This is a genomic window from Mycetohabitans sp. B2 (assembly GCF_021733735.1).
In the GTDB taxonomy this organism is placed as follows: Bacteria; Pseudomonadota; Gammaproteobacteria; order Burkholderiales; family Burkholderiaceae; genus Mycetohabitans; species Mycetohabitans rhizoxinica.
In genome coordinates, this window is the sequence record NZ_JAHKSP010000005.1 from 28,316 (window position 1) to 53,299 (window position 24,984).

The 24,984-nt window shown below is 63.0% G+C and carries 24 protein-coding genes and 1 tRNA gene; 11 read left to right on the forward strand and 14 right to left on the reverse strand.

Going from position 1 to position 24,984, the window contains the following annotated elements; all coding sequences use genetic code 11:
- Positions 1-137 precede the first annotated feature (137 nt).
- The 4 genes from secA (at position 138) to KPG66_RS01220 (ending at position 5,698) form a co-directional block, all read left to right on the forward strand.
- Positions 138-2,972, forward strand: coding sequence for a preprotein translocase subunit SecA (gene secA / locus KPG66_RS01205; RefSeq protein WP_041752990.1), 2,835 nt, complete (start codon positions 138-140; stop codon positions 2,970-2,972).
- A gap of 89 nt (positions 2,973-3,061) precedes the next feature.
- Positions 3,062-4,303, forward strand: coding sequence for a bifunctional glutamate N-acetyltransferase/amino-acid acetyltransferase ArgJ (gene argJ, locus KPG66_RS01210; protein WP_237069776.1), 1,242 nt, complete (start codon positions 3,062-3,064; stop codon positions 4,301-4,303).
- 43 nt (positions 4,304-4,346) lie between these two features.
- Positions 4,347-5,219, forward strand: a complete 873-nt coding sequence (locus tag KPG66_RS01215; protein WP_013434086.1) for an ATP-binding protein — start codon at positions 4,347-4,349, stop codon at positions 5,217-5,219.
- Between the two features lie 17 nt (positions 5,220-5,236).
- The gene (locus tag KPG66_RS01220) at positions 5,237-5,698 is read left to right on the forward strand and encodes an NUDIX domain-containing protein (protein WP_049786332.1); all 462 of its coding nucleotides are present in this window, start codon (positions 5,237-5,239) and stop codon (positions 5,696-5,698) included.
- 3 nt (positions 5,699-5,701) lie between these two features.
- Here the strand turns inward: KPG66_RS01220 and KPG66_RS01225 are convergent, their stop codons facing one another.
- The 10 genes from KPG66_RS01225 to KPG66_RS01270 form a co-directional block, all read right to left on the reverse strand.
- On the reverse strand, positions 5,702-5,902 hold the full coding sequence (locus KPG66_RS01225) for a DNA gyrase inhibitor YacG (protein WP_237069777.1): 201 nt from the start codon (positions 5,900-5,902) through the stop codon (positions 5,702-5,704).
- Positions 5,903-5,927: 25 nt separating this feature from the next.
- The gene (zapD, locus tag KPG66_RS01230) at positions 5,928-6,683 is read right to left on the reverse strand and encodes a cell division protein ZapD (RefSeq protein WP_237069778.1); all 756 of its coding nucleotides are present in this window, start codon (positions 6,681-6,683) and stop codon (positions 5,928-5,930) included.
- A 141-nt stretch (positions 6,684-6,824) separates the two neighbouring features.
- Positions 6,825-7,439 carry a dephospho-CoA kinase gene (coaE, locus tag KPG66_RS01235; protein WP_237069779.1) on the reverse strand — a complete coding sequence of 205 codons (615 nt, stop codon included), beginning with the start codon at positions 7,437-7,439 and terminating at the stop codon, positions 6,825-6,827.
- 2 nt (positions 7,440-7,441) lie between these two features.
- Entirely contained in the window at positions 7,442-8,434 is a 993-nt protein-coding gene (locus KPG66_RS01240; protein WP_237069780.1) for a prepilin peptidase, read from the reverse strand.
- Between the two features lie 45 nt (positions 8,435-8,479).
- Positions 8,480-9,706: a type II secretion system F family protein gene (locus KPG66_RS01245; protein WP_041753999.1), complete on the reverse strand. Its 1,227-nt coding sequence runs from the start codon at positions 9,704-9,706 to the stop codon at positions 8,480-8,482.
- Between the two features lie 14 nt (positions 9,707-9,720).
- Positions 9,721-11,211 carry a GspE/PulE family protein gene (locus tag KPG66_RS01250; RefSeq protein WP_237069781.1) on the reverse strand — a complete coding sequence of 497 codons (1,491 nt, stop codon included), beginning with the start codon at positions 11,209-11,211 and terminating at the stop codon, positions 9,721-9,723.
- Between the two features lie 62 nt (positions 11,212-11,273).
- Entirely contained in the window at positions 11,274-12,590 is a 1,317-nt protein-coding gene (locus tag KPG66_RS01255) for an HlyC/CorC family transporter (protein WP_237069782.1), read from the reverse strand.
- Between the two features lie 20 nt (positions 12,591-12,610).
- Positions 12,611-12,862: a hypothetical protein gene (locus tag KPG66_RS01260; RefSeq protein WP_237069783.1), complete on the reverse strand. Its 252-nt coding sequence runs from the start codon at positions 12,860-12,862 to the stop codon at positions 12,611-12,613.
- A 492-nt stretch (positions 12,863-13,354) separates the two neighbouring features.
- Positions 13,355-13,431 (reverse strand) — tRNA-Pro (locus KPG66_RS01265).
- 30 nt (positions 13,432-13,461) lie between these two features.
- Complete coding sequence (locus tag KPG66_RS01270; RefSeq protein ID WP_041752995.1) at positions 13,462-14,481, reverse strand: polyprenyl synthetase family protein; 1,020 nt, start codon at positions 14,479-14,481, stop codon at positions 13,462-13,464.
- A 246-nt stretch (positions 14,482-14,727) separates the two neighbouring features.
- Between KPG66_RS01270 and rplU the strand changes: the two genes are divergently transcribed.
- From rplU to proB, 4 genes are all read left to right on the forward strand, one after another.
- The gene (rplU, locus tag KPG66_RS01275; protein ID WP_013434098.1) at positions 14,728-15,039 is read left to right on the forward strand and encodes a 50S ribosomal protein L21; all 312 of its coding nucleotides are present in this window, start codon (positions 14,728-14,730) and stop codon (positions 15,037-15,039) included.
- 18 nt (positions 15,040-15,057) lie between these two features.
- Positions 15,058-15,318 carry a 50S ribosomal protein L27 gene (rpmA, locus tag KPG66_RS01280; RefSeq protein ID WP_013434099.1) on the forward strand — a complete coding sequence of 87 codons (261 nt, stop codon included), beginning with the start codon at positions 15,058-15,060 and terminating at the stop codon, positions 15,316-15,318.
- Between the two features lie 269 nt (positions 15,319-15,587).
- Positions 15,588-16,724, forward strand: coding sequence for an Obg family GTPase CgtA (gene cgtA, locus KPG66_RS01285; RefSeq protein ID WP_237069784.1), 1,137 nt, complete (start codon positions 15,588-15,590; stop codon positions 16,722-16,724).
- Positions 16,725-16,777: 53 nt separating this feature from the next.
- Positions 16,778-17,896, forward strand: a complete 1,119-nt coding sequence (gene proB, locus KPG66_RS01290) for a glutamate 5-kinase (protein ID WP_237069785.1) — start codon at positions 16,778-16,780, stop codon at positions 17,894-17,896.
- Between the two features lie 72 nt (positions 17,897-17,968).
- On the opposite strand, the gene KPG66_RS01295 is transcribed toward proB, so the two are convergent.
- On the reverse strand, positions 17,969-18,571 hold the full coding sequence (locus KPG66_RS01295; RefSeq protein ID WP_237069786.1) for a CNP1-like family protein: 603 nt from the start codon (positions 18,569-18,571) through the stop codon (positions 17,969-17,971).
- Between the two features lie 131 nt (positions 18,572-18,702).
- Complete coding sequence (locus KPG66_RS01300; protein WP_041752996.1) at positions 18,703-19,383, reverse strand: RNA pyrophosphohydrolase; 681 nt, start codon at positions 19,381-19,383, stop codon at positions 18,703-18,705.
- A gap of 112 nt (positions 19,384-19,495) precedes the next feature.
- On the opposite strand from KPG66_RS01300, the gene KPG66_RS01305 reads away from it, so the two are divergent.
- The gene (locus KPG66_RS01305; RefSeq protein ID WP_237069787.1) at positions 19,496-21,232 is read left to right on the forward strand and encodes a proline--tRNA ligase; all 1,737 of its coding nucleotides are present in this window, start codon (positions 19,496-19,498) and stop codon (positions 21,230-21,232) included.
- Positions 21,233-21,244: 12 nt separating this feature from the next.
- Positions 21,245-21,841, forward strand: coding sequence for a MarC family protein (locus KPG66_RS01310; RefSeq protein ID WP_237069788.1), 597 nt, complete (start codon positions 21,245-21,247; stop codon positions 21,839-21,841).
- Between the two features lie 53 nt (positions 21,842-21,894).
- On the opposite strand, the gene KPG66_RS01315 is transcribed toward KPG66_RS01310, so the two are convergent.
- On the reverse strand, positions 21,895-22,443 hold the full coding sequence (locus KPG66_RS01315; RefSeq protein ID WP_237069789.1) for a hypoxanthine-guanine phosphoribosyltransferase: 549 nt from the start codon (positions 22,441-22,443) through the stop codon (positions 21,895-21,897).
- 100 nt (positions 22,444-22,543) lie between these two features.
- Entirely contained in the window at positions 22,544-23,911 is a 1,368-nt protein-coding gene (gene ffh / locus KPG66_RS01320) for a signal recognition particle protein (protein ID WP_041753000.1), read from the reverse strand.
- 128 nt (positions 23,912-24,039) lie between these two features.
- On the opposite strand from ffh, the gene KPG66_RS01325 reads away from it, so the two are divergent.
- The gene (locus KPG66_RS01325) at positions 24,040-24,969 is read left to right on the forward strand and encodes a cytochrome C assembly family protein (RefSeq protein WP_237069790.1); all 930 of its coding nucleotides are present in this window, start codon (positions 24,040-24,042) and stop codon (positions 24,967-24,969) included.
- The last annotated feature ends 15 nt before the right edge of the window (positions 24,970-24,984 follow it).

A 24,984-nucleotide genomic window follows, 5' to 3' on the forward strand; every position in this document is an offset into this window, starting at 1 on the left:
CGGGCAGTACACAGTCGGCGTGATAAAATCGCGCCTTTGAATCCAACTGGACACAGCCGTCGAACCGCCGTTCGCCAACGGGTCGTGCGAGAGTCGCGCCGATCCAGCGTCGCGTGCCGACTCGAGATCCCGATCCGATGACCACCGGTTTTCTGCAAAAGATTTTTGGCAGTCGCAACCAGCGGCTGATCAAACAGTATCAAAAGACTGTCACGACGATCAATGCGCTGGAGGCGCAGATCGAAAAGCTGACGGACGAGCAATTGCGCGCGAAAACCGACGAGTTCAGGCAGCGCGTGGCGGCTGGGGAGTCGCTCGACAAGCTGCTGCCGGAGGCATTCGCGGTGTGTCGGGAAGCGAGCCGCCGCGTGCTGAAGATGCGACACTTCGACGTACAGCTGATCGGTGGCATGGCGCTGCACTACGGCAAAATCGCCGAAATGCGCACCGGCGAGGGCAAGACGCTGGTGGCCACGCTGGCGGCGTACCTGAACGCGCTGTCTGGGCGCGGCGTGCATGTGGTGACGGTCAACGACTATCTCGCGCAGCGCGATGCGGAATGGATGGGCCGGCTTTACAACTTCCTCGGCTTGTCCGTCGGCATCAACCTGTCGCAGATGGAGCACGGCCAGAAGCAGCAAGCTTACGCGTCGGACATCACGTATGGCACGAACAACGAATTCGGCTTCGACTACCTGCGCGACAACATGGTCTACGAGACCGATGCGCGTGTACAGCGCGGGCTGAATTTCGCGATTGTCGATGAGGTCGACTCGATTCTGATCGACGAGGCGCGCACGCCGCTGATTATTTCGGGGCAGGCCGAGGATCACACCGAGCTGTATGTGCGGATGAATGCGTTGCCGCCATTGCTGGAGCGCCAAATTGGCGAGGAAAAGGCCGATGGTAGCGGCGTCGAAAAGCCGGGTGACTACACGCTGGACGAGAAGGCGCGCTCGGTATTCCTGACTGAATCGGGTCACGAGAAGGCCGAGCGGCTGTTGGCCGAATGGGGCCTCATTGGCGATGGCGAAAGTCTTTATGCACCGCAGAACATCACGCTGATGCATCACGTGTATGCGGCGCTGCGCGCGCATACGCTGTTCTTCCGCGATCAGCACTATGTCGTGCAGAACGGCGAGGTGATCATCGTCGATGAGTTCACCGGACGTTTGATGCCGGGCCGGCGCTGGTCGGACGGCCTGCACCAGGCTGTCGAGGCGAAGGAGCATGTGAAGATCCAGGCGGAAAATCAGACGCTGGCGTCGATCACGTTCCAGAATTACTTCCGGATGTACGCCAAGCTGGCCGGCATGACCGGTACGGCAGACACCGAGGCGTACGAGTTTAACGAGATCTATGGACTCGAGACGGTCGTGGTCCCGACCAACCGGCCGTCCAAGCGCGCGGATCGCCAGGACCAGATTTACAAGACCGCGAAGGAGCGCTATGACGCGGTGATCCGCGATATCCGCGACTGCTACGAGCGCGCACAGCCGGTGCTGGTTGGCACCACGTCGATCGAGAATTCCGAGCTGCTGTCGCACCTGCTCAAGCAGGCCGGGTTGCCACACGAGGTGCTCAACGCGAAGCAGCACGCGCGTGAGGCGGCGATCGTCGCCGAGGCTGGCCGTCCGAAGCGCATTACGATCGCGACCAACATGGCGGGCCGCGGCACCGACATCGTGCTCGGCGGCAATCCGGACAAGCAGGCGTCGCTGATCGAAGCCGATGCGTCGATCAGCGACGACGAGAAGCGCCGTCGGATCCAGCAGATCCACGACGAATGGCAAACGCTGCACGAGCAGGTCAAGGCGGCCGGTGGGCTGCACATCATCGGCACCGAGCGGCACGAGTCCCGCCGGATCGACAACCAGTTGCGCGGACGGGCGGGTCGCCAGGGCGATCCCGGTTCATCGCGCTTCTACCTGTCGCTCGAGGACCCGTTGCTGCGCATCTTCGCCGGTGACCGTGTGCGCGCGATCATGGACCGGCTGAAGATGCCGGAAGGTGAGGCGATTGAGGCTGGCATCGTGACGCGGTCGATCGAATCGGCGCAACGCAAGGTCGAGGCCCGTAACTTCGATATCCGCAAGCAATTGCTCGAGTATGACGACGTCTCCAATGACCAGCGCAAGGTGATCTACCAGCAGCGCAACGAGTTGTTGGAGGCGCAGGACATCCACGAGACGATTGGCGCGATGCGGCATGGTGTGCTGACTGAGGTGGTGCGCACCTATGTGCCGGCGGGTAGCATCGAGGAGCAGTGGGATGTGCCGGCGCTCGAGGAGGCGTTGCGCAACGAGTGGCAGCTCGATCTCGCGTTGCAGGAGATGGTGAACGAGGCGGACACAATCGAGGCCGACGAGGTACTCGACGCGGTGATCGCGGCGAGTGACGAAGCGTACGAGGCGAAGGTCGCGCAGGTCGGCCGCGACGCGTTCAGCGGCTTCGAGCGCTCGGCGATGCTGCAGACGCTGGACTCGCGTTGGCGCGAGCACCTGGCCGCGCTCGAGCATCTGCGCCAGGGCATTCACCTGCGCGGCTATGCGCAGAAGAATCCGAAGCAGGAATACAAGCGCGAGGCATTCGAGCTGTTTGCCGCAATGCTGGACGCAGTCAAGCACGAGGTCACGCGCATTGTGATGAACGTGCAGATTCAGACACCGGAGCAACTCGAAGCGGCGGCCGAACAATATGAAGAGCAGGCGGGCCATTTGGCGAACGTTGAGTTCCGACACGCCGACTTTGCCCAGGCCACCGGTGCTGAGGCCGCGCTCGCCGATGCGCTGCCACGCGTGTCACCGATGGTGCCCGGGCCCCATGCGACCCCCGGATTGTCACTGGACTTCGCCGCCGGCCAGTCGTCGTTGGCCGCGCGCGACAATCCGTATCCAAAGGTCGGCCGCAACGATCCGTGTCCGTGCGGCAGTGGCAAGAAGTACAAGCAGTGCCACGGTCGGCTCGCGTGATGTGCTCCGCGGGCGGGGTGGTCCCGTTCCTGTCCGATGCTGCCCGCCGCGCCCGCGGGCGGCTTTTTCTCTGACCAGCGCTTGCAATCATGGCCGTCAATTTTCCCTCGATCGATCCCGCGTCGCTTCATCCCGTGCCCGGCGTCACGCTTGGCTGGGCCGAAGCCAATCTGCGCAAACCGAATCGCAAGGATGTACTGGTGATCGCCGTCGATGATGGCGCCACGGTATCCGGCGTGTTCACCACGAACCGCTTTTGCGCTGCGCCGGTCACCGTGTGTCGTGAACATCTCGCGTTGGCGCGTGGCGGCGCCGCGCCGATTCGGGCACTGCTCGTCAATACCGGCAATGCGAACGCCGGGACCGGTGAGCCGGGTTTGGCGCATGCCCGCGACAGTTGTGCGGAATTGGCGCGGCTGCTGCGCATCGACGCGCAGCAGGTGCTGCCGTTCTCCACTGGCGTGATCCTTGAGCCGCTACCGATCGAGCGGCTCAAGGCAGGATTGCCGCAAGCCGTTGCGCAACTCGCGCCGGCGCACTGGTACGAAGCCGCGCAGGCGATCATGACGACCGATACGCTGCCCAAGGTCGCCTCACGGCAACTCGACATCGACGGCCATACGGTCACGCTGACCGGGATTAGCAAGGGCGCCGGAATGATCAAGCCGAACATGGCCACGATGCTAGGGTTCGTCGCGACCGACGCAGCGATTACCCAGCCCGTGCTGGACACACTGGTCAAGGACGTGGCCGACCAATCGTTCAACTGCATTACCGTTGATGGCGATACGTCGACGAATGACTCGTTCATCGTCGTGGCGTCCGCCCGCTCGACGCTGCCGGTGATCACGTCCACGCAAAGTGCTGCATACTGCGCGTTGCGCGACGCGCTGACGCAGCTCGCGCAGACCCTTGCGCAATTAATCGTGCGCGACGGCGAAGGGGCGACGAAATTCATGACGGTGCGCGTCGAGGCGGGCCGCAGTGTCGACGAGTGCAGGCAAGTGGCCTATGCGATCGGCCACTCGCCGCTGGTCAAGACCGCTTTCTATGCGTGCGACCCCAACTTGGGCCGGCTTCTGGCGGCGATCGGCTACGCCGGCATTGCTGACCTGGATGTGAGCCGCATTGAGCTGTACCTGGACGACGTGCTGGTGGCCAAGGCCGGCGGCCGCCATCCCGACTATCGCGAGGAGGACGGCCAGCGCGTGATGAAGCAAAGCGAAATCACGATTCGCGTGTGCTTGGCGCGCGGCGATGCTCAGGCGACCCTCTGGACCTGCGACCTGTCGCACGACTACGTGTCCATCAATGCCGATTACCGCTCTTGACCCCCACTGAGGGACATGACCGTACCGCTGGAGATCGATTGCGATGGACAAGCTTGAACAATTTTTGACGCGCGCTGAGGCGCTGCTCGAGCGCCTGGAGGCCGTGTTGCCGCCGGCCACGCCGGCTACCGACTGGGACGCGGCCATTGCGTTCCGCTGGCGCTCGCGGCAGGGGCGGGGTTTTTTGCAGCCGGTTGCCCATCCGCCGACGATCCAGTTGTCCGACTTGCAAAACATTGACCGGCAAAAGGCGCTGATCGAGCAGAACACCCGTCAGTTCGTGCGGCGCCTGCCGGCGAACAACGTGCTGCTGACGGGCGCGCGCGGCACCGGCAAGTCGTCGCTGATCAAAGCCTGCTTGAACCGGTTCGCGCCCGAAGGCCTGCGCCTGATCGAAGTCGACAAGGACGATCTGCACGATCTGGGCGACATCGTCGAGCAGATTGCCTCGCGCCCGGAGCGGTTCGTCGTGTTTTGCGATGACCTGTCGTTCGAGGAAGGCGAGTCCGGCTACAAGGCGTTGAAGGTGGCCTTGGACGGCTCGATTGCGGCCCAGTCCGATAACGTGCTGATCTACGCGACGTCGAACCGTCGTCATTTGCTGCCCGAGTACATGCGCGACAACGAGACCTATCGACACACGACGGATGGCGAGATCCATCCGGGCGAAGTGGTCGAGGAGAAGATTTCGCTGTCCGAGCGCTTCGGGCTGTGGGTCAGCTTCTATCCGTTTAAGCAGGACGACTATCTGGCGATCGTCGCGCATTGGCTCAGGCATTTTGCGTGCAGTGATGCGCAGATCGATGCCGCGCGGGGCGACGCGCTGGTCTGGGCGCTGGAGCGCGGCTCGCGTTCGGGTCGGGTGGCGTGGCAGTTTGCTCGGGACTGGTCCGGCCGGCGGCAGCAAGCCCAATGACCTCGGAGCGCCCGACTATGACGCCGGATACGGTCGCACCGCACGATGTGCCGCAGGCGCACGCCGCTACGCATACTGCTGATGGGCGCCGGATCACCGAAGTGGCCGTCGGCGTGATGCTGCACGAGGATGGGCGTTTCCTGCTCGCGCAGCGGCCCGCCGGCAAGCCATACGAGGGCTACTGGGAATTTCCGGGCGGCAAGCTGGAGCCGGGCGAAAGCGTCGAGGACGCATTGGCGCGCGAGTTGCATGAGGAACTCGGCGTGACGATTGCCGACTGCGTGCGCTGGCGGATCCTCGAACATGACTACCCGCACGCTTACGTGCGGTTGTTCTTCTGCAAGGTGACTCGGTGGAGCGGTGAGCCGAGCGGTCGAGAAGGGCAGGCGTTTGTCTGGCAGGCGCCCCCGGTCCAGGTTGCGCCGCTGCTGCCGGCGGCGTTGCCGGTGATCGACTGGCTCGACGCTGAACGGGGTTAAGCCTCAGTTCAGCCCGCCCGGCTTCTGCGGGTCGCCATGCGGCTTATCGGCCGGGCGCTCATCGCCGCCGATCGTGTATTTCCCGGTTGCCCACGCGCCGAGATCGATTTGTTTGCAGCGCATGGAACAAAAAGGACGGAACCGGCTTTCCGGCTTCCATTCGACCTTTTTGCCGCAAGTCGGGCAGTTGACGACGGTCGTCATATCGGCAAGGGTTGGATTATTCGGATTACAGGTTGCACAGCGTCAGTTGGAATGGCACATCGACATCGACAGCGCGCGGTCGCATGTCGCCGTCCTGCGCAGTGAAGCGCACCCACAGCATGTATTTGTTGGCGCTGGCCTCGGGAATGACCCGCAGGTCCGACGCCACACGCACTTGCATCAATTGATAGGTTCGCCCTGACAACATTTGCTGATAGCTGCCCTGCATCGCCATGACCTTCGCAGCTTGCCCCGATTCGCGGGCAAGCCGCAGTACGATCACTGTCGCGTCGCGTAGCGGCAACAACGGCATTGCCCATTTCATGATATCCGCGCGGCGCTGCTCCGCAGCGCTGTGCTGCCATGCGTAATACGACGGCAGATCGAAGCGGCAAGTTCCGCCGGGAATGATGGCCCGACTGCGGATGCTGGCTAGCCATTCATTGTCGGCCAGATGTTGACCCGTTTTTCCTTGCATCTGCGCAAGGCCGGCCAGCGTTTGCTCGATTTCCGCGAGGACGGTCTCGAGCGCGCCTTGTTCGATCCCGGGATTGCCGCGAAACAGTGCCAAGGCCTGGCGCTGGCGCTCAAGCTCCTTCATCAGATCCGACTTCAAGTCGCTGCGGCCCGTCACTTCCGCGATCTCGAACAGCGTGGTCAGTGCGACGTGGTGCTCTCTCGGGTCTTCTTGAGTCAGGAAAAACGTAAAGCGCTCGAACAGATCTTCGAGGCGCAACAGTGTTCGAATGCGCTCATTGAATGGATACTCGTAGAGAATCAAGCGTAGGTGCCTTTCACTTTGAAAATGCCGGACAGGGACGGCAATTTGCGCCCATTCTAATGCGCGCGAATTCCCCTAGCAATCGCCACGAAATGCGCCACGAAAGTCGTGCTGCGTCGCATGCCACCGGTGCACGCCGATTTACGATGGTGCACTATCGCGCGCCAATGACAAATAGCGCTGATGCAGCAATGCGATTTCCGGCAGCAGTGGCTCGATGGTGTCGGCCTCATTGACGATGATATCGTCTGCGGCCGCGAGCCGCGTCTGCCGCGTGGCCTGACGTGCAATGATGGCTTGCACCTGTTCGCGCGTGAAACCATTGCGCCGCATGACGCGCTCGACCTGCGTCTGCACCGCACAATCCACCACCAGCACGCGATTAACACGTTCGCGCCAATGGCCTGCCTCAACCAGCAACGGCACGACACAGATCACGTAGGGACCGCTCGCCGCTTGCATTTCGCGTTCCGTCTCGATGCGGATCAGTGGGTGCACGATCGCTTCGAGCTGTTGCTTCGCTTGCGTGTTGCTGAACACTAACTCGCGCATCCGCGCGCGGTCCAGTGCGCCTTGCGCCGTGATGAAGGTGGCACCGAACTGTGTCCGGATGCCGGGTATCGCCGCGCCGCCTGGCGCGGTGACGCGATGCGCGATCAGATCAGTGTCCACGATCGGCACGCCATAGGCGGCGAAAGCATTGGCGACCGTTGTCTTGCCACTGCCGATCCCGCCCGTGAGTCCCACCTTGAACATCGTCAACCTCCGAGCAGCCGATAGAGCGGTGTGCCGCCGAACAGCGTGAGCACCGCTGCCCCCGCCAAAAACGGACCGAACGGCAACGGCTCCTCCAGGCGCATCCGCTTGGCAAGCGTGGCGCCAAGGCCGACGATCGCGCCACACACCGAGGCAACCAGTATCACTTGCAACAGTGGGCTCCAGCCGAACCAGGCGCCAATGGCGGCAAACAACTTGAAGTCGCCGTAGCCGATACCCTCAGCGCCGCGCACGAGCTTGAACAGCCAGTAGACGGCCCACAGCGACAAATACCCGGCCGCCGCACCGATCACGGCCGCGTCCAGGGGCGCGAATACGGCATGTAGATTGATTAGCAGCCCCGCCCAGAGCAGCGGCAACGTCAGCGAATCGGGCAGCAGCTTGGTTTCCAGATCGATGGCGCTCATCGCGAGCAGTGCGGCGCAGAACGCAAAGGCGATAAGCGCCGTAGGCGTGGGGCCGAACGCCGCGAGCGAGAGCGCCGCGAACAGTGCACAGGCAGATTCGATCAACGGATAGCGCCAACGGATCCGCGTGCTGCATGCCGAGCATCGTCCGCGCAATGCGATAAAGCTGAGCAACGGGATATTCTCGTGCAAGCGCAGCGTATGTCCGCATGCAGTACACGCCGAGCGTGGCACCCACAGGTTATAGCGACGTGGTAAATCGGTCTGCGACAACGGGGCGGGCCTTTGCTCGGGCGCCGGATTGGGCACGGCATCGTGCCCATCGCTTTCTGCGCTCAACGCGTGCTGGGCATTTTGCGGCAGGTAGCCGGCCAGTTCTTGCTGCCATGCGTGTTCAAGCATCTGCGGCACGCGGTGTACGACGACGGTCAGGAAACTGCCGATGACCAATCCGAGCACGCATGCGAAAGCATACTGCCAAGCAACCGGCAGCATCAAGAAGGCGTCGGCGAAGCCGGCGATCCAGTGGCCGGGGCCGTGTGGGGCAATGACAGAAAACGAATGCATGTCGGTGGCCAGCGAGGAACGGTACGCGATGCTACCTGATTGAAATCACATGATGTTGCCCATCTCGATAATGGGCAAATACATGGCGACCACGAGCGCGGCAATCAGCGCACCGGGCCCGACAATGATAAGCGGTTCGGCCAGTTGTGCGAGCAGGCCGATTCGTTCCGCCACGAGCCGGTCATTCCAAGCGCCGATATCGGCCAGCGTCGTGCCGAGCGTGCCGGCTTGTTCGGCAAGCGCGATCGTGGCCACAACGTCGGGCGGAAAGCAGGTGCTGGCACGCATGGCATCGGCCAGGCTTGCGCCGACGCGCACGCGAGCCGCGATGTCGCATGTTGCCGCGTCCATCGCGGCATTGCCGCTGATGCCGTCCACGGCGTCGAACCCGTCGGCCAGGGCGATGCCGGCATCGAGAACCTGGCCCAGCGCATGGCTCCAGCGCGCGATGGCCACGCGCTGTACGATGGGGCCCACGAGCGGCGCACGCAACAGCAGTGCATGCAGGTGCAGGCGAAATCGTGGCGAGCGTTGCCAGGCAAGCATGCCGCACGCGATTCCGAGTCCTCCCGCCGCAACCATTGCCGGGCCGTGCGTCAGCAACTGTCGGGACAGCGCGACCACGATCCGCGTGGGCCTTGGCAACTGCGATCCGAATCCGGCGAACACCCGTTCGAATGTCGGTACCACCCAGGCCAGCAGTAGCGCACACAGGCCCAGTGCCAGCGCGAGGATTAGCGTCGGATACCATAGCGCGTTGCGCAGCCGCGCACGTTGTGCGGCCACGCGATCCCGGGTGTCCGCCAGTTGAGCGAGGATCGTATCGAGCGAGCCGGTGTGTTCCGCAAGCTCGACTAGCCGCCAGTACGCGGCCGGAAACACACGGTCGTGGCGTTGCAGCGCCCTGGACAGCGTACTGCCTTCTGTGATGTCTCGCAGCACTGTTTCGAATAGGGGTTTCAGCGGCATGCCCGCGTGCTGTGCCACCAGCGCCAACGCGGGTTGCAGCGACAGTCCACTGCGCAGCAGCATGGCTAGGTGTCGCGTGGCGCGCGTCAGATCGGCGTGGCGTACGCGTGGGCTCCACCGTGCGCGGACCTCGATAAGCTCGACCGCGACAATCCTGTCGCGCCGAATACGCTCGAGTGCCGAACGCGCGTCGAGCGCCACGAGCGTGCCGCGACGGCGGCGGCCGTCGGCGCCGATGCCTCGCCAATGGAAGCGAGACATCGCCGGCCGACGGGGCGAAGCGGCTTTAATCGGGGGCTGCATCGCGCGCCAGTCCATCACGCGTCGTCCGTCACCGCAAGGGCTTCATGCAGCGATGTCGTTCCATCGCGCACGCGCGCGAGTGCGGATTGCCGCAATGTTTGCAGGCCGGCTGCGCGCATCGCGTCTGCCAGCGCATGGGTCGGCGTCCGTGCTGCGATGCGCTGTTGCAGTGCGGCGGTCACGGGTACTACCTGATGGATGGCGCAGCGACCCGCAAAGCCGGTGCCGCGGCATGCCGTGCAGCCAACCGGTCGATAGGATTGCCAACAGCCCGCCAACGCTTGGTCAACATGCGCGGCCGTCATGCCGGCTGCACGCAGCGCGACGGGGTCGGGCGTATCGGCGAGTCGGCACGCGCTGCATAACCGCCGCACCAGCCGTTGCGCCGTAATCAGCTTGACCGCTGCCGCCACGTTGTACGGTTCCACGCCCAGGTCCGTGAGTCGCGCGAGCGTCGCCGGCGCATCATTGGTGTGCAGCGTAGCAAGCAGCAAATGCCCGGTCTGTGCGGCGTTGATGGCGACCGAGGCGGTTTCCGTATCGCGGATCTCGCCGACCATGATCACGTCCGGGTCTTGTCGCAGCAACGCGCGCAGCACCGCTGCGAAACCCAGGCCTGCCCGGTCGTTGACCGACACCTGGTTGATGCCGGCAAGCTCGATCTCGGACGGGTCCTCGATCGTACAAAGATTGAACGCATCGCGATCGAGTTCGCGCATGAAGGTATAGAGCGTCAGCGTCTTGCCGCTGCCCGTGGGCCCGGTGACCAGCACCATGCCTTGTCGGGCGCGCAACGCATGCTGTACGGCGCACAACTGGGTCGCATCAAAGCCCAGTCCTGTCAGATCCAACCCATCGGGCAGCGCATCAAGGCGGCGCAGCACCACTTTTTCGCCGAATACCGTGGGCAGCGTCGACACGCGGAATTCATCGAATCCGGCGCCGGACACCGCGATGCGCAACCGGCCGTCTTGGGGCGCGCGCCGCTGCGCGATGTCCAGCCGCGCCAGCACTTTGATCCGTGTGGTGACGGCGTCACGCAGGTGCGCGGGCGGATTGTCGAGGCGATGTAGCCGGCCGTCGATCCGCAGCCGAATGTGCCATTGGTGTCGGCCTGGCTCGATATGGATATCCGAGGCGCGACACGCACTGGCTTGTGCGAATAGATCGTCCAGCAGGCGTACTGCTGGCGCGTCAGTGTCGTCTGATGGCCGCGCGTGAGCGTTGGCGCGGGCACGTTGCGCGATACGCGGCGTCAGCACGGTGGCAATTGGCGCCGCGGCGCAGCGTACCGGCTCCGTGGAACGGGAAGGTGCGTGCGCATCGGGTCCGCACGGCACGGCCTGCGCAGCCGAGGGCTGCATAGGGGTGAGATCGGCGCCGTGTGCCGGCGTGGATGGCGGCACGGCCGCAAACAACGTGTGATGGGGCATGCTGGCGATGCGCGGGCAGCGCAATACGATGGATACCCGCGTATCGTCGCGCGCTTGTAGCGCCCGCGCCATTCGGCCGAACGGCGAATCGCGTTGGCGTACTGCCGGGTCGGCGTATCGTTTTTGCCGATAGGCTAGCGGGCGTGCTGCCGCGCCGCTGCAGCGTGCGCGGCGTCCAACCGCGCGGGCCGGAATAGTTTCACCGTGCGGATGGCTTGGTTGTCGATCTGCATGACCTCCATGCGCGTGTCGCTGACCACTAGGCTCACGTCGCCTTCCGGGATGGCTTCCAGTCGTTCTAGAATCAGCCCATTCAACGTCTTGGGACCATCGAGCGGCAACCGCAGGCCAAGCCGACGGTTCAGCTCCCGTAACGGGATGCTGCCCGCAACGATGCATTCCCCTTGCGTGTTCCAGCCGCCTGCCGCGCCGCTTGCCGTGCGTGGCAATGTCGTCGTGAACTCGCCGATCAACTCTTCGATGATGTCCTCCGGCGTCACGAGTCCTTGGACTTCGCCATATTCATTGACGACCAGCGCCATCCGGTGCCGGTTCTCCTGGAAGTACTGCAACTGTTGGAAAACCGGCGTGCCGCTGGGTACGAAATAGGGCTGTGTGAGCAACTCGCGCAGCTTTTCGCGCTTAAATTCCTGGTTGTGCAGCGCGGCCAGGGTCTTGCGCACATGAAGCATGCCGAGCACGCGGTCAATGTCGCCCTGATAGACGACCAACTTGTTGTGATAGCAGGTTTCCAACTGCTGGACCAACTGGTCGAACGGCGCATCGAAGTCCAGCGCCTCGATGCGCCGGCGCGGGATCATGACGTCATCGACCGAGATACTCTCCAGGTCGAACAGGTTCAGCAGGATGCTGCGGTGCTTGCTTGGCATGAAGCTGCTCGATTCCAGTACGACGCTGCGCAACTCGTCGTTGGACATGTGCAGGTCCTCCCGTGCGCCTTTCGTATTGATGTGCAGCACGAACAAGATACCGTTAGCCAGCGTATTGACGAACCAGACCAGCGGGCGGGCGAGGGTGATCAGCGGCTTGATAACGAGACTGGCCGGCAGCGCGATCTTTTCGGGATAGGTCGCGCCGACGATCTTCGGCGTGATCTCGGCGAACACGATGATCAGAAATGCGACGATCCCGGTGGTGATCGATAGCACCGCACTGTGGTTGCTGAACGTGTGCAGCGCGATCGATGTCGTGAGCACCGGGATGATGACGTTCATCAGATTGTTGCCGATCAGAATCACGGACAGCAACTGGTCGGTGTGCGCGAGCAAGCCCTGCGTTGTCTTTGCACCCATCACGCCCTTGCCCGCCAAGTGCTTGAGCCGATGACGGTTCAACGCCATCATCGCGGTTTCCGAGATCGAAAAAAAGCCCGATATGAGCAGTAGCACGACTACGGCGCTAATTTGCGCCCAAAGAGGGAGAGTTTCCACGCGAAAAAGCCGGATGCCGGCTAATAGACGATGAAGTCAACTATATCAGAGCGCCGATGGCGTCCGTGCTGTAGCCCGGTGGGCAGCATACTGGCGCCGGCGCCCGGTCGGTTGTTTGCATTCCCTTGATGCTTGGCATCCCTTTCAATCCAGCCCGAAAAGTAGGAGAGTGGGCCGAGACCGGCGGGGCACGGTGTCATGGCGTGACCCGCATCGTCCGCATCGACGCCGGCACGCCACGCTTGGGGATCGATCTGCACGCCGATTGTCATCGCATCCCCTTCGCGTGCGGGAGTGGCGCCGGCGCTTGCTGCTGCCAGGCTGTGTGCTGCGCTTTTGTAGGGCAGCCGCGCGGGCGCCGAGCAGCCGGGGGCGGAGGTTCCCGGTTGGCATCGATTCGCGCGAGAACCCCGCGCTCGTACCAACACAGCCGTCGGCTATGAGGCACCTTGAGAGCCGAGGGATCGGGCGGCGGTATTTCGCGTTTGTCACGCAAGTACGAAGGGTGGTTGCTCACTCGATGTTCCCGCGTTATCGCGGCAACCCAGAACGCATCGCGGCAACCCAGAACGTTAGCCGCGAATCCAGCGTTTCTGGCCATGAAGCTTGCAGCCATGAATGCTGACGTGAAGAGTAAAAAAGAAAATGTCCCGCCAACTTGACGGGACATCCTTAAGGCAACCTGATGTAGGATTGACTCTATCTCGATAGGCGCATCGAGTGAAAAAAGGACCGATAAATCGTTGATCCTTGTGGAGATATTTTGGTCGGGGTGAGAGGATTCGAACCTCCGGCCTCTACGTCCCGAACGTAGCGCTCTACCAGGCTAAGCTACACCCCGAGTTGGATTACTTCAGCATTTCCGTCTTTTTCAAGACTGGCGTGACGCTGAATAAGAGCATAATTCTAGCAGCGATTCTTTGAATTGGGAATCTGGAAATGAAAAAATGGCGCGTGCCGCAGCCTGTGCCTCTGCTTCGGCGCAACGCAGCGTGTGCTCGAGCGCACCCGACTCGTTGATGGCGGTGAAAATCGTGTCGAATCGGTCGGTGCCGCCGTGCTCGATGGCGTCTCGGGCCAACTGCGCCTGCTCGGCGGTACCGTGCTCGATCAGGTAAATCAGCGGTAGCGTCGGTTTGCCTTCGCGCAGGTCGTCGCCGGCATTCTTCCCCATTGACTCGGGCGTGCCTGTGTAATCGAGCCAGTCGTCCATGATCTGGAAGGCGGTGCCGATCGTGCGGCCAAACTCAGCCGCGGCCGCCTCCAGCGCGGGTGGCGCGCCGGCGATGACCGCGCCCAACTGGGCCGCTGCCTCAAACAGTTTGGCGGTCTTGTAACGGATCACCTGCATGTAGCGCGCTTGATCCACGTCCGGATCATGCATATTCAGCAACTGCAATACTTCGCCTTCCGCAATCACGTTGGTGGCGTCCGACAGGATCTGCATCACGCGCAGGTTGTCGCACGCGACCATCATCTGGAACGCACGCGAATACAGGAAATCGCCGACCAGCACGCTAGCTGCGTTGCCGAACAGCGCATTGGCGGTTTGCTTGCCGCGCCGCAACTGTGATTCATCGACCACGTCGTCATGGAGCAGCGTCGCCGTGTGGATGAACTCGATGACCGCCGCGAGCTCGTGCCGCTGGCCACTGCGCTCTCCCAGTGCGTTCGCCACCAGCAACAGCAGGGCGGGGCGCAGGCGCTTGCCGCCCGCACCGATGATGTATTCGGCGATCTGGTTGATCAGGACGACGTCCGATGCGAGCCGCGTGCGGATCACGCGATTGACTTGTTGCATGTCGTCGGCGATCGGCGCAAGCGTGGCGGCCGCGGACGGGGTGGTGGTGGCTGTCAACGACGTAAACCGGAAAAAGGGTGGGCGGAGCAAAACAGGCGAATTATAAGGTACTGGAGCGGTCGACCGCACTTTGCCGCCACCTTATAGATCACGGTTGCACAGCGCGCCCGCCCGTGTGCGCTGCGATCCGCAGCAGGTTTTGACTTGCCTAAAAAACCTCTATATAATCAAGCGTTTCTGTGCGTGGTGCGCAGGAATGCACGAAGCGCGCGAAACGCGTGTTCGAAACAAATGAAGGGGTCCGGATCCGGGCCGCTTTTCAAGTGAGGTTCAACAATGTACGCGGTCATAAAAACCGGTGGCAAGCAGTACAAGGTCGCTGCCGGCGAAAAATTGAAAGTAGAACAGATACCGGCAGACATTGGCGCTGAAATCACGCTCGACCAGGTGCTCGCAGTCGGCGAGGGCGAATCGATCAAGTTCGGTACGCCGCTGGTGGGTGGGGCTTCCGTCAAGGCTACCGTGGTATCGCACGGACGGCATGCGAAAGTGACGATCTTCAAGATGCGTCGCCGGAAGCACTACCAGAAGCATGGCGGTCATCGCCAGAATTACACCGAATTGCGCATCGACGCGATCAACGCGTAACGCGCAGGGAGTCCACAGATGGCACACAAAAAGGCAGGCGGCTCGTCCCGGAACGGCCGCGATTCTGAAAGCAAGCGCCTCGGCGTCAAGGTGTTCGGCGGCCAGGCAATCAATGCGGGTGGCATCATTGTGCGTCAACGCGGCACGCGGATGCATGCTGGCGACAACGTCGGGATTGGCAAGGACCATACGCTGTTTGCGCTGACCGACGGTCATGTCCGCTTTGCGGTCAAGGGCGCGGCGAAGAAGCACATCGTCAGCGTGGTCCCGGCTGCCTAATACCCGGTAGTCACCACGCGAACCGGCTGACCCGATTCGGCAACCCGCTGGGCTCGCGTCGGTGACGTTGCCCCGGGCTGCCGATGCAGGGCAAGCGTGACGAAGCAAAAGGCCTCGCAATCCGCGGGGCCTTTTTGTTGGTGCTGGCAAAATAGAAGGTGAGTGCTGGCAACGCATGGTGTGAGCGCTAAAAAAATCGCGGCGACAGCGGCACGCTCGGCGGGCCGGCGGCAGCAGGCAAACGGCGCAAGCCGAACGGAGCAATTGGAATGAAGTTCATTGACGAAGCGAGGATCGAGGTCATCGCCGGTGACGGAGGGGATGGCAGCGCATCGATGCGCCGTGAGAAGTTTGTTCCGTTCGGCGGGCCGGATGGGGGTGATGGCGGGCGCGGTGGCAGCGTTTATGCTGTCGCGGATCGCAACATCAATACGCTGATCGACTATCGGTACGCGAAGAAGCACCAAGCGCGCAACGGCGAGAACGGGCGCGGCTCGGACTGCTACGGCAAGGCCGGCGAAGACATCACGTTGCGGATGCCGGTCGGCACGATGATCACGGATAGGGATACCGGTGAGCTGATCGCCGACCTAACTGAGCACGATCAGCGCGTGCTGCTCGCCAAGGGCGGCGCCGGGGGGCTCGGCAACTTGCACTTCAAGTCGAGCACGAACCGGGCACCACGGCAAAAAACCGAAGGCAAACCGGGTGAGCGCCGCATGCTAAGGCTTGAGTTGAAGGTGCTGGCCGATGTCGGCCTGCTGGGCATGCCCAACGCGGGCAAGTCGACCTTTATCGCGTCGGTGTCGAACGCGAAACCGAAAATTGCCGACTATCCGTTCACGACGCTTGCGCCGAATCTCGGTGTGGTGCGGGCCGGACCGGCGAAGAGCTTCGTGATTGCGGATATCCCGGGCCTAATCGAGGGCGCCGCCGAAGGCGCCGGGCTGGGGCACCAGTTTCTACGGCATCTGCAACGCACCGGCATATTGCTGCATCTGGTCGATCTTGCACCGTTCGACGACGGCGTCGATCCGGTCGCGGAGGCGGGCGCGATCGTCAACGAGCTGCGCAAGTACGACGAGGCGCTTTACCGTAAGCCCAGGTGGCTGGTATTGAACAAGGTCGACATGATTGCAGAGCACGAGCGCGAGGCCCGAGTGGCTGATTTCGTCAAGCGCTTCGGTTGGCAGGGACCGGTATTCCAGATCTCGGCGCTCACCGGCCTGGGCTGTGAGAATCTGTGTTATGCGGTCTACGACTACTTGAGCGAAACCGGGCAGGCGGCGCGCGTGAAGCATGCCGAGGACCTGGCGGCCGACGTGCGGTTCCGGGACAATGCACAGGTGTCCGACGATGCACAGGTGCCCGACGACGCGACACCCCCCGGCGCCGATACACAGTGATTGCCGCCGCCGAGCAACACGATGCCAAACGGGAACACAGGGACGGCGCAACGATGCGTTCGATCATTGCTGATGCAAAGCGGCTGGTTGTGAAAGTAGGCTCAAGCCTGGTCACCAATGACGGGCGTGGGCTGGATCATGACGCGATCGGGCGATGGGCCGCGCAAATCGCCGCCTTGCGCCAGCAGGGCAAGGACGTGGTGCTGGTCAGTTCCGGCGCGATCGCCGAGGGGATGCAGCGACTGGGCTGGAGCCGGCGTCCACGCGAGATCGCCGAACTACAGGCCGCGGCCGCAGTCGGCCAAATGGGGTTGGCGCAGGTCTATGAAAGCCGCTTTGCCGAGTATTCGATCCGCACGGCGCAGATCCTGCTCACGCACGCGGACCTTGCCGATCGCGAGCGATACCTGAATGCACGCTCGACGCTGCTCACGTTGCTCAGGCTCGGCGTGGTGCCGATCATCAATGAGAATGACACGGTCGTCACGGATGAGATCAAGTTCGGCGACAATGACACATTGGGCGCGTTGGTGGCGAACCTGATCGAAGGGGACGCGCTGGTGATCCTGACCGACCAGCGTGGCTTGTACACGGCCGATCCGCGTAAGGATCCTGCCGCGACGCTGGTGCAACAGGCCGACGCGGGCGACCCCGCGTTGGAGGCAATGGCCGGTGGCGCTGGCACAAGCATCGGTCGGGGCGGGATGCTGACCAAGATCCTGGCCGCCAAGCGCGCCGCGCACAGCGGCGCGGATACGGTGATCGCAAGCGGTCGTGAGCCGCACGTGTTAGTTAGGCTGGCGGCGGCGGAGCCGATCGGCACGCAACTCATTGCGCGGACCGCCCGCATGGCCGAGCGCAAGCAATGGATGGCAGACCAACTGCAAGTGCGCGGCCATGTCGTGATCGACGCGGGGGCGGTCGAGAAGCTGACTTCCGACGGCAAGAGCCTGTTGCCGATCGGCATCGTCGATGTGCAAGGCATTTTTGCCCGCGGCGAGGTGATTGCGTGCCTGGACGAAGCGGGCCGCGAGGTGGCGCGTGGGTTGACGAACTACAGTAGCGCCGAGGCGCGGCTGATTCGCCGCCATCCGAGTGCGCAGATCGAGTCGATTCTCGGTTACATGCGCGAGCCAGAATTGATCCACCGGGACAACCTGGTGATGCTGTAGCGTCGGCAAGGTGCACGCATCGCGTACGGACCCGCGATGCGCGAAACCGGTTAGGCTTGTTTTGGGCGTTCGCTATTGATAGCGCGATGCGGCGATCCGTTTATAACGGATATTTTGCACGATCGACGAGGCATTGCCCTGCGGGATCTTGTTCGCGCACATGTAATCTTGGTATAGCGCGGCCTGGTATGCGTTCAACTGGCTATTCTCGATGCGCCGCCAGCCGTTTGCCGCGCCCCGGTCCCATTGTTTGCCACTGTCGTCGGCGGCCGCATAACGGCGCCACTCATAGGTTTCGCAGCGCAAGCCCTCGTAATAGACATTGCGTGCGCCTTGCGGGCTCGTGATCACGATCGTATAGCGTACGACGCCGTCGGTGCCCACCGACACGGACGCCGCGTCGACGGCAAACCGCAAGTTCGTCATCGCGGAGACCTCGAATGGCAGCAGGTCCGCGGCGCGTGGCATCGGCGGCAATTTATCGACCTGGGTCTCGACCCAGTTCTGCGTGCGCTCTAGCAGATAGATAAAGTCCTGGCCGGGCTTGGGCCCCTGGTCTGGCGACGGGGACGAGCACGCGCCGAGCAGCGCGGCGGCGGCGATCGTGCCGATCAGGGTGGCGATGCGGCGCGAACTTGGGCGCGATGGACGGGCAGACGGGCAGACGCGTTTCAAGAGACGGGTTCCTGGCACAAAAGGTGGTGTATTAAAGCACAAGGGCCGGGATCCGGATGCGAATCTCCGGAGCGCGGCCCTCGGCGGTCTGCCAACGCGGCGATGTGCCGCCAGGCAAACCGATGCGGCAATCATGGTCGTGGCTTGGTGCTGACCGGCTCGACGACCAGCGTCGCGGCGGCCACGTCCAGCACTGCGGTCGCCGCGCGGCCGCAGTCAAGCTCGGCGCCGGGCTCGATGTTCGAACATACCGTCTCGATCGATACCGTTACCACTTTTGCCTTCACCTTTGAAGGGCGGGCACCATGGTGCAAAGCAGAACGTGCATGGCGTCCGGGCTGCCGTCGCACGAAGCGGGAAAGCTCGGTCAGCGCCATCTGGTACACATCTCTCTTGAACTCGATCACGGCGTCCAGCGGCACCCAGTAGCTGTTCCAGCGCCACGCGTCGAACTCCGGATGATCGGTCGCGCGCAGGCAGATATCGCAGTCGCGTCCGATCATGCGCAACAGAAACCAAATCTGCTTTTGTCCTCGATAGTGACCGCGGACCTCGCGCTTGATGTACTTGTCGGGCACCTCGTAACGCAACCAGTCGCGCGTGCGACCGATGACCTTGACATGCTCGGGTCTCAAACCGGTTTCTTCGCGCAGCTCCCGAAACATCGCTTGCAAGGGCGTCTCACCGTACTTGATGCCGCCTTGCGGAAACTGCCAGGAATGCTCACGCAGCCGTTTGCCCCAAAACACCTCGTTGCGCGCGTTCAAGAGGATGATGCCGACGTTCGGGCGAAAGCCTTCACGATCCAGCATACAACCACCTTCGAATCCTTTAAAATTGCTTTGATTATAAACAGTTAATGGGCGCCGTGCGACCCGGCTGGAGTCGGGTATGCCGGCGCCCTCGTTTTGGAACCCCTCAAGAATGAAAGCTTCGCGTTTTTTCATCGGCACGCTGAAGGAAGCGCCGGCCGATGCCGAGATCGTCAGTCATCAGTTGATGGTCAGGGCGGGGATGATTCGCCGCGTCGCCGGCGGTATCTACAACTACATGCCGATCGGGTTGCGCTCGATCCGCAAGGTGGAGGCGATCGTACGCGAGGAGATGAACCGCGCGGGTGCTGTCGAGCTGTTGATGCCAGCGGTGCAGCCGGCTGAGCTATGGCAGGAATCCAGCCGCTGGGAGCAATATGGCCCCGAATTGCTGCGGGTGAAGGACCGCCACGACCGCGACTTCGTCGTCGGACCGACGCATGAGGAAGTGGTCACCGATATCGCGCGCAAGGAGATTAAGAGCTACCGCCAGATGCCGGTGAATTTTTACCAGGTGCAGACCAAGTTCCGCGATGAGATCCGCCCTAGGTTCGGCGTGATGCGGGGGCGCGAGTTCATCATGAAAGATGCGTATTCATTCGATCGCGACCGTGCTGGGCTGCAGCTGTCGTACCAGAAGATGTACGACGCGTACGTGAGGATCTTCACGCGCCTGGGGCTCGAGTTCCGTGCGGTGGCAGCCGACAACGGCGCGATCGGTGGCACCGGATCGCACGAATTCCATGTGATTGCCGCGACCGGCGAGGATGCGATCGCGTATTGCCCGGGCTCGGATTATGCGGCCAATGTCGAGGCCGCCGAAGCCGTGTCATTGATCGCGTCACGCGCGGCGCCGAGCGAGCCGCTGACGAAGAAGGCCACGCCGGGTCAGGCGAAATGCGAGCAGGTGGCCGATTATCTGAGTATTGCGTTGGAGCGCACGATCAAGTCGATCGCGCTGGCCGTGGACAACGAGGGCGCCGACCCGACGATTTGGCTGCTGCTGCTGCGCGGCGACCATGAACTGAACGAGATCAAGGCTGGCAAGATACCGGGGCTGGCCGGCTATCGGTTCGCCACCGAGCAGGAGATTGTCGATTGGTTCGGCGCGCCCCCCGGCTATTTGGGGCCGCTGAACACGCGCAAGCCGGTGAGGGTGGTCGCGGATCGTACCGTGGCAAACATGAGCGACTTCGTCGTCGGCTCGAACGAGATGGGCTACCACACGACGGGGGTCAATTGGGGCCGTGACCTGCCGGAGCCGGAAGTGGCGGACTTGCGCAACGTGCGCAAGGGTGACCCATCGCCGGATGGCCGCGGCGAGCTGGACCTATGCCGTGGCATCGAGGTCGGGCATGTGTTCCAGCTTGGCACAAAGTATTCGGAAGCCATGGGCGCGACGTTCCTGGACGAGAACGGCAAGCCGGCACCGATGATGATGGGGTGCTACGGGATCGGCATCACGCGGATCCTCGGCGCGGCGATCGAGCAGAACTTCGACGAGCGCGGCATCATCTGGCCGGAGGCCATCGCGCCATTTCATCTGGTGCTGTGCCCGATGGGCTACGAGCGCAGCGACGCAGTGCGCGAGCAGGCGCACAAGCTCTATGACGAATTACTCGGCGCGGGTATGGACGTGATTCTGGACGACCGGGGCGAGCGTCCCGGCGTGATGTTCGCGGATTGGGAGTTGATCGGCGTGCCCCACCGGCTCGTGATTGGCGAGCGCGGCCTCAAGGAGGGCAAGATCGAGTATCAGGGCCGCCGCGATGTGGAGCCGACGCTATTGCCGCTTGAACAGGCGGCAGCGTGGGTGGTCGAGCGGGTGCGCGCGGCACTGGCACGTTAACGGACTGCAACTGTGCAATATACATTCTTATCCGCGACGGTCCTGCTGATCCTGATCACGGATCCGCTGGGCAATATCCCATTATTTATCAACGTGTTGCGCAAGGTTGAGCGGCAGCGGCGCCCGAAGGTGATCGTGCGCGAAGTGACGATCGCGTTCGTTATCCTCCTGGTATTCATGATCGCCGGCGACGCGTTCCTGCGCATGATGCACCTGACGGATCTGTCGTTGCGGCTGGCGGGCGGGATCGTGCTGTTTCTGATCGCGCTTCGAATGATTTTCCCGCACGCGGAAGGTCCATCCGGCAGCGAGCCGCTCAGCGAGCCGCTGATCGTGCCGCTTGCGATTCCGGCGCTGGCGGGACCGTCAGCCATCGCGACCGTCATGCTGCTGACGTCGCATGCGCCGGGCAAGATGCTTGAATGGATCGGCGCGCTTACGGTGACGATGGCCGTGTGCGCGATCGTGCTGCTGCTGGCCGAGAAGATCCAGCGATGGATCGGCGTGCGCACCGTTGCAGCATTCGAGCGGTTGATGGGGCTTGTGTTGGTCGCGATTTCGGTGGAGATGATCCTCGAGGGTATCCGGATCTTTGCGCGACAGCTTTAAGAGTCGCGGTCCGGCGCGAAACAGGCGGGCCGACGCGGTGGCCGGCACTGGGCTTAGGCGTTGCCTTTCAGCGCGCGGATCGCGGACAGGTTGCGCCAATACCCGTTGACGTCCATCCCGCAGCCGAACACATAGCGGTCCGGTACTTGAACACCACAGAAATCGGGGCGCAGCGGCTTGGGCTTCGCAATGAGCTTCTCGCACAGCACCGCGCTGGCGAAGCGACGCGCGCCCTTCTCGATGATCCGGTCTCGGATCGCCGCCATCGTTTCGCCTTCGTCCAGGATGTCGTCGAGCACCAACACAACGCGGTCCTTGACTGATTCGGCGGGTGCCACGCGCCACTGCATATCATGGCCGCGCGTCGTGTTGCGATAGCGGGTCAGATGGATATAGTCGAACTCGAGCGGGAAGTTCAGATGCGGCAGCAGCATGCCGGTGAACACCGCGGCACCGCCCATCACGGACAGCACAAGCGGGAACTCGTCACGCATTGCGTCGTGGATTGCAACGGCCATCTGCTGGATCGACGCCGCCACGTCAGCGGACGATACGATCTCCTCGGAGTGGCGGAAAATGTCTAGGGCTTCTTCGCGGTTCATCGGGATCTTGGCGAGGGGCCTAATAGAGAGTGTGTGAATCAAAAAACGGCGCGGGCTCCGCAGAGAAAGCCCGCGATGGTAGCCGCCGTGGCGGCTTGGCTCAGCGCAGCCCGGGCAACATGCCTTTCATGCCGCGCATCATTTTTTGCAAGTTGCCGCCCTTGAGCTTCTTCATCATGCCGCGCATCTGTTCGAACTGGTTGAGCATCCGGTTGACCTCCTGCACCTGCACGCCGGCGCCGGTGGCGATGCGTCGCTTGCGGCTTGCTTTGATCAGTTCCGGCTTGGCGCGCTCGGCCGGCGTCATCGAATTGATGATGCCTTCCATGCGGTGCATCTGCTTTTCGGCCTGAGACATGTCGGCGTTGCCAGCGGCCTGCTGGAATTGCGCCGGCAGCTTGTCCATCAGCATCGATAAGCCGCCCATTTTCTTCATTTGCGACAGTTGGGCGCGGAAGTCGTTCAGGTCGAAAGCGCCGCCTTTCTTCACCTTTTCGGCGAGCTTCTGCGCGGCCTGCACGTCCACGCCGCGCTGCGCCTCCTCGACCAGCGCCAGGATGTCTCCCATGCCCAGGATCCGGTTGGCCATCCGTTCCGGGTAGAACGTCTCTAGGCCATCGAGTTTCTCGCCGACGCCGACGAACTTGATCGGCCGGCCCGTCACGTGGCGCACTGACAACGCCGCGCCGCCGCGCGAGTCGCCATCGAGCTTGGTCAGCACGACGCCGGTGAGCGGCAGCGCGTCATTGAAGGCCTTCGCGGTATTGACCGCGTCCTGGCCGAGCATCGCATCGACGACGAACAGCGTCTCGGCCGGCTTGAGTTGCGCGTGCAACGCGGCGATTTCCTGCATCATCGCCTCATCGATGCCGAGCCGGCCCGCCGTGTCCACGATCAATACGTCATGGTAGTGCCGCTTGGCCCAGTCCAATGCGTCCCGCGCGATATCCAGCGGCTTTTGGTCAGGTTGGGACGGGAAGAAATCCGCGCCGACTTGCTCGGTGACGGTTTTCAGCTGCGCGATCGCCGCGGGTCGGTAGACGTCGCACGACACGGTGAGGACTTTCTTCTTCTGCATCTCGCGCAGCAGCTTGGCCAACTTGCCGACCGTCGTGGTCTTGCCGGCGCCCTGCAGGCCCGCCATTAAGATCACTGCTGGAGGCGTGACTGCCAGGTTCAACTCGGCCGCTTTGCCTTCGTAGTCGCCGCCGATCACCGCGGTCAGTTCGCGTTGCACGACACCGACCAGCGCCTGGCCGGGGGTCAAGCTGCTGATCACTTCCTCACCGAGCGCCTTTTCCCGAACCTTCGCGATAAACTCGCGCACGACCGGCAGCGCGACGTCTGCCTCGAGCAAGGCCAGGCGCACCTCGCGCAGCATCTCTTGCGTGTTGGCCTCGGTGAGCCGGGCTTCGCCGCGTAGCGTCTTCACGACGCGCGCCATACGTTGTGTGAGATTGTCGAGCATGGAAGTGACGTGCGATTCGCCGCGCCTCGACGCGAGCCCGGGCGGGTGACGCGGTCCGGGTGCATCAAGACGCACGGGGGCAGCGGGATCCGGGCCGGCGGCGGGGCGCTGGTGTAAACTGAATAACTATGCACATTGTACTGTATGCCCTCACTGCGCTCCTGTATGGCGGCCTTGGCGTCGCCGCCTGGCGGTCGTATCGGCACGCGCGCGATCCGCACGGCACGCTGCTGGCCACGGCGCCGGCAGCCGCGTTGGCGGCGGCGCCCGGCCGCGTCGCTGGCACCGGCACGTCACCGGTGGCGCGCGCGATGCTGTTCGCCGCGCTGGTGCTGCACGGGGTGCTGCTGCATATGACGATCTTCCCGGCCGACGCGATGGTGTTCGGCTTCGCATTCGCGTTGTCGGCGATGCTGTGGCTTGGCGCGGGCATCTACTGGATCGAGAGTTTCTTTTTTCGGCTCGACGGGCTGCGCTTGCTGCTGATGCCGATTGCCTGCGTGGCTACGCTGCTGCCACTGCTGTTCGGCGGCGTCCATGTATTGGCCTATGCGGCGGACCCGCTGTTCAAGGTCCACTTTGTGTTGGCTAATGTCGCGTATGGATTGCTGGCGATCGCCGCGTTGCATGCGATCCTGATGTTGCTGGTCGAGCGCCGGCTGCACGCACTGCGCGGCGTGGCCGGACGGCGCACGCCGGGGCCGCCCGCGCGTGACTGGTTATCGAGTTGGTTTGATACGCTGCCCCCGTTGTTGACGCTGGAAAAGTTGTTGTTCCGCCTGATCGCCGCGGGTTTCGTGCTGCTAACACTGGCGCTGATCAGCGGCGTGTGGTTCAGCGAGCAACTGATCGCCCAGGCCATCAAGCTGGATCACAAGACCGTGTTCGCGTTCGTGTCGTGGATCATGTTCGGCGCGTTGCTAGTGGGCCGGCATCGGCGCGGCTGGCGCGGTCGCACCGCGTTGCGTTGGGTGCTGGCATCGTTCGCGGCGCTGCTGCTCGCCTATGTCGGCAGCCGCTTCGTGCTGGAAGTGCTGTTGCATCGCGCGGTGGTCTGATTGACGCAGTCGGCT

Excerpts from the sequence above, each read along its gene's own strand:
- KPG66_RS01215 (WP_013434086.1), top strand. The coding sequence starts at position 4,347 with ATGGACAAGCTTGAACAATTTTTGACGCGCGCTGAGGCGCTGCTCGAG.
- secA (WP_041752990.1), top strand. The coding sequence starts at position 138 with ATGACCACCGGTTTTCTGCAAAAGATTTTTGGCAGTCGCAACCAGCGG.
- KPG66_RS01325 (WP_237069790.1), top strand. The coding sequence starts at position 24,040 with ATGCACATTGTACTGTATGCCCTCACTGCGCTCCTGTATGGCGGCCTT.
- rpmA (WP_013434099.1), top strand. The coding sequence starts at position 15,058 with ATGGCACACAAAAAGGCAGGCGGCTCGTCCCGGAACGGCCGCGATTCT.
- rplU (WP_013434098.1), top strand. The coding sequence starts at position 14,728 with ATGTACGCGGTCATAAAAACCGGTGGCAAGCAGTACAAGGTCGCTGCC.
- KPG66_RS01260 (WP_237069783.1), bottom strand. The coding sequence starts at position 12,862 with ATGACAATCGGCGTGCAGATCGATCCCCAAGCGTGGCGTGCCGGCGTC.
- KPG66_RS01225 (WP_237069777.1), bottom strand. The coding sequence starts at position 5,902 with ATGACGACCGTCGTCAACTGCCCGACTTGCGGCAAAAAGGTCGAATGG.
- coaE (WP_237069779.1), bottom strand. The coding sequence starts at position 7,439 with ATGTTCAAGGTGGGACTCACGGGCGGGATCGGCAGTGGCAAGACAACG.
- KPG66_RS01240 (WP_237069780.1), bottom strand. The coding sequence starts at position 8,434 with ATGCATTCGTTTTCTGTCATTGCCCCACACGGCCCCGGCCACTGGATC.
- ffh (WP_041753000.1), bottom strand. The coding sequence starts at position 23,911 with ATGCTCGACAATCTCACACAACGTATGGCGCGCGTCGTGAAGACGCTA.
- KPG66_RS01245 (WP_041753999.1), bottom strand. The coding sequence starts at position 9,706 with ATGCAGCCCCCGATTAAAGCCGCTTCGCCCCGTCGGCCGGCGATGTCT.
- KPG66_RS01220 (WP_049786332.1), top strand. The coding sequence starts at position 5,237 with ATGACGCCGGATACGGTCGCACCGCACGATGTGCCGCAGGCGCACGCC.
- argJ (WP_237069776.1), top strand. The coding sequence starts at position 3,062 with ATGGCCGTCAATTTTCCCTCGATCGATCCCGCGTCGCTTCATCCCGTG.
- proB (WP_237069785.1), top strand. The coding sequence starts at position 16,778 with ATGCGTTCGATCATTGCTGATGCAAAGCGGCTGGTTGTGAAAGTAGGC.
- KPG66_RS01315 (WP_237069789.1), bottom strand. The coding sequence starts at position 22,443 with ATGAACCGCGAAGAAGCCCTAGACATTTTCCGCCACTCCGAGGAGATC.
- cgtA (WP_237069784.1), top strand. The coding sequence starts at position 15,588 with ATGAAGTTCATTGACGAAGCGAGGATCGAGGTCATCGCCGGTGACGGA.
- KPG66_RS01305 (WP_237069787.1), top strand. The coding sequence starts at position 19,496 with ATGAAAGCTTCGCGTTTTTTCATCGGCACGCTGAAGGAAGCGCCGGCC.
- KPG66_RS01250 (WP_237069781.1), bottom strand. The coding sequence starts at position 11,211 with ATGGCGCGGGCGCTACAAGCGCGCGACGATACGCGGGTATCCATCGTA.
- KPG66_RS01300 (WP_041752996.1), bottom strand. The coding sequence starts at position 19,383 with ATGCTGGATCGTGAAGGCTTTCGCCCGAACGTCGGCATCATCCTCTTG.